Raw genomic sequence first — 3,574 nt, 5'->3', positions numbered from 1 at the left:
ACGACCTACTCTCCCACAGCGAACTGCAGTACCATCGGCGCAGAGGGGCTTAACTTCCGTGTTCGGAATGGGAACGGGTGGATCCCCCTCGCTATTGTCACCAGGCAAAAATACCTTTGTTGTTGTTCGTCACGATGTCGGCGCGCATAGATTGTCAGACAAGCTGTATGCTGCGCGCCGCTCACGCTCATATGCTAAAATTGCTTTTTCGCATGGCGCTCGTGACGATAGAGATGAAGATTAACGGATAACCGAGCGCTGCAGGCGATTACTCGCCTGTCGTGCTGCAGTCTGTTTTTACACATAAAGAAATAATCGAAAAATATGGTCAAGCCTCACGGAAAATTAGTACTGGTCGGCTGAACATGTTACCATGCGTATACCGCCAGCCTATCAACCAGATAATCTCTCTGGTTCCTTCAGGAGTCTTTAAGACTCAGGGATGTCTCATCTTGAGGAAGGCTTCCCGCTTAGATGCTTTCAGCGGTTATCCCGTCCAAACTTGGCTACCCAGCGCATACCGTTGGCACGATAACTGGTACACCAGAGGTTTGTCCACCTCGGTCCTCTCGTACTGAAGGCAGATCCTCTCAAACATCCAACGCCTGTGGCAGATAGGGACCGAACTGTCTCGCGACGTTCTGAACCCAGCTCACGTACCGCTTTAAATGGCGAACAGCCATACCCTTGGGACCTGCTCCAGCCCCAGGATGCGATGAGCCGACATCGAGGTGCCAAACTTTGCCGTCGATATGAACTCTTGGGCAAAATCAGCCTGTTATCCCCGGAGTACCTTTTGTCCGTTAAGTGACCGCGCTTCCACTCGCCACGGCCAGATCACTAAGACCTACTTTCGTACCTGCTCGACATGTACGTCTCGCAGTCAAGCTCCCTTATGCCTTTACACTTTCACGCTGATTTCCAACCAGCGCAAGGGAACCTTCGCGCGCCTCCGTTACTCTTTAGGAGGCGACCGCCCCAGTCAAACCGCCCACCTAACATTGTCCACACACCAGCTTCATGGTGCGCGTTAGAAACCTAACCATACAAGGGTGGTATTTCACCAACGACTCCCTGCACACTAGCGTGCACAGTTCGCAGTCTCCCACCTATCCTACACATGTAGGGCCAAGTTTCAATGCTAAGCTGCAGTAAAGGTTCACGGGGTCTTTCCGTCTAACCACAGGTAATCGGCATCTTCACCGATACTTCAATTTCACCGGGTCTCGCGTTGAGACAGTGCCAAAGTCGTTACACCATTCGTGCGGGTCGGAACTTACCCGACAAGGAATTTCGCTACCTTAGGACCGTTATAGTTACGGCCGCCGTTTACCGGGGCTTCAATTCACAGCTTCGTCTTACGACTAACCGCTCCTCTTAACCTTCCGGCACCGGGCAGGTGTCAGTCCCTATACGTCATCTTACGATTTCGCAGAGACCTGTGTTTTTGGTAAACAGTCGCTTTGGCCATTTCACTGCAACCTGATCTAAACCGGTGAAGATCCAGACCAGGCCATACTTATCCCGAAGTTACGTATGCATTTTGCCGAGTTCCTTAACGCGAGTTCTCCCGAGCGCCTGAGAATACTCATCTCGCCTACCTGTGTCGGTTTGCGGTACGGTCTTTGTATGCCTAACCTTAGAGAGTGTTTCTTGGCACCTTGACTACACCCGCTTCGCTTTGCCGTAGCTCCGCTCGCGTTCACAGCTCACCTCAATCAGCGGATTTGCCTACTGATCTCAACGGCTTGCTGCTTCGACCGGGACAACCATCGCCCGGCCGGGCTTCACCTCATGCGTCTTCCCTTCGAAACATACAAAGGTACGGGAATATGAACCCGTTTCCCATCGGATACGCATTTCTGCCTCTCCTTAGGGGCCGACTAACCCTGGGAAGATGACCTTTACCCAGGAAACCTTAGGCTTTCGGCGGAGGGGGATCTCACCCCTCTTTTCGTTACTCATGCCTGCATTCTCGCTTCTGATACCTCCAGCATTCCTCTCAGAACACCTTCAACGGCCTACAGAACGTTCGTCTACCGCCAGTAGTAAACTACTGACCCGCAGCTTCGGTACAATGCTTAGCTCCGTTACATTATCGGCGCACGACTACTCGACCAGTGAGCTATTACGCACTCTTTTAAGGGATGGCTGCTTCTAAGCCAACCTCCTGGCTGTCTTTGCAATCGCACTTCCTTTTCCACTTAGCATTGTTTTGGAACCTTAGCCGACGGTCTGGGCTGTTTCCCTTTTGACTATGAAGCTTTTCCCCCACAGTCTGACTCCCATACGTTGACTTACGGCATTCGGAGTTTGATTGGGTTTGGTACCCTGTGACAGGCCCTAGTCCATTCAGTGCTCTACCTCCGCAAGTTTTATATGAGGCTAGCCCTAAAGCTATTTCGACGAAAACCAGCTATCTCCGGGTTTGATTAGCCTTTCACTCCTATTCACAGCTCATCCCTGCCTTTTTTAACAGACTAGGGTTCGGTCCTCCACTTTGTTTTACCAAAGCTTCAACCTGGCCATAAATAGATCACCCGGCTTCGGGTCTACTGCACGAAACTCATTCGCCCTTTTCAGACTCGGTTTCCCTTCGGCTCCGGGACTCCTATCCCTTAACCTTGCTTCGCACAGTAACTCGCAGGCCCATTCTACAAAAGGCACGCCGTCACCCCCGAAAGGGCTCCGACCGCTTGTAAGTCCATGGTTTCAGGTTCTCTTTCACTCCCCTCACCGGGGTTCTTTTCACCTTTCCCTCACGGTACTGCTTCACTATCGGTAACTGTCGTGTATTTAGCCTTGGAGAGTGGTCTCCCCAGATTCCAGCAGGATTTCTCGTGTCCCGCCGTACTCAGGTAATATCTGACAGAGTGCACATTATTTCGCATACGGGACTATCACCCTCTTTGGTCGCCCTTTCCAGAAGCGTTCCGCTATAATGTACGTTTGTGACTCTGCAGCAGTTAGTGCCAACTACTCTCGATATCCCTACAACCCCCATATGGCAACACAGCACTGTTTACACCATACAGGTTTGGGCTCTTCCCATTTCGCTCGCCGCTACTTTGGGAATCTCGGTTGATTTCTGTTCCTCCAGGTACTTAGATGGTTCAGTTCCCTGGGTATCGCTTCCATACCCTATATATTCAGGCATGGATGACTGAGCATGACCCCAGTCGGGTTACCCCATTCGGCAATCAACGGATCACAGGATGTGTGCTCCTCCCCGTTGCTTTTCGCAGCTTACCACGGCCTTCATCGCCAGACAGTTCCTAGGCATCCACCATGGACCCTTATTCGCTTGACCATATTTTTCTATTACTTATTCAATGTGTATATAAAACATGTTCGTATCCCCATGTCCGCTGCGCAGCGAATCAAAAGCTCATCATCCGGCGCTCGGATTTTTCGTATAAACGAAAAGCTTTTATAACGCAGCTATATTGTGCAAAATCATTGGAAGTGCATGCACAATAATTACATGGTTCTTCGTGCGCGCCTACACTGCTCTCGCAAACAGCTAGCTACGCGCACATTCGTTAATCTCCATCTCTATTATCTGTCAAAGATC

At 50.8% G+C, this 3,574-nt stretch carries 2 rRNA genes; both read right to left on the bottom strand.

The features are described 5' to 3' along the window. A 5S ribosomal RNA gene (gene rrf, locus ACYQ2L_RS16975) occupies positions 1–105 on the bottom strand; the annotation flags it as partial. A 219-nt stretch (positions 106–324) separates the two neighbouring features. Beyond that, positions 325–3,310, bottom strand: a 23S ribosomal RNA gene (locus tag ACYQ2L_RS16970). Positions 3,311–3,574: the final 264 nt, after the last annotated feature.

This window comes from Spirochaeta dissipatitropha (assembly GCF_054657935.1).
This window is presented reverse-complemented; position numbering and strand designations above follow the sequence as displayed.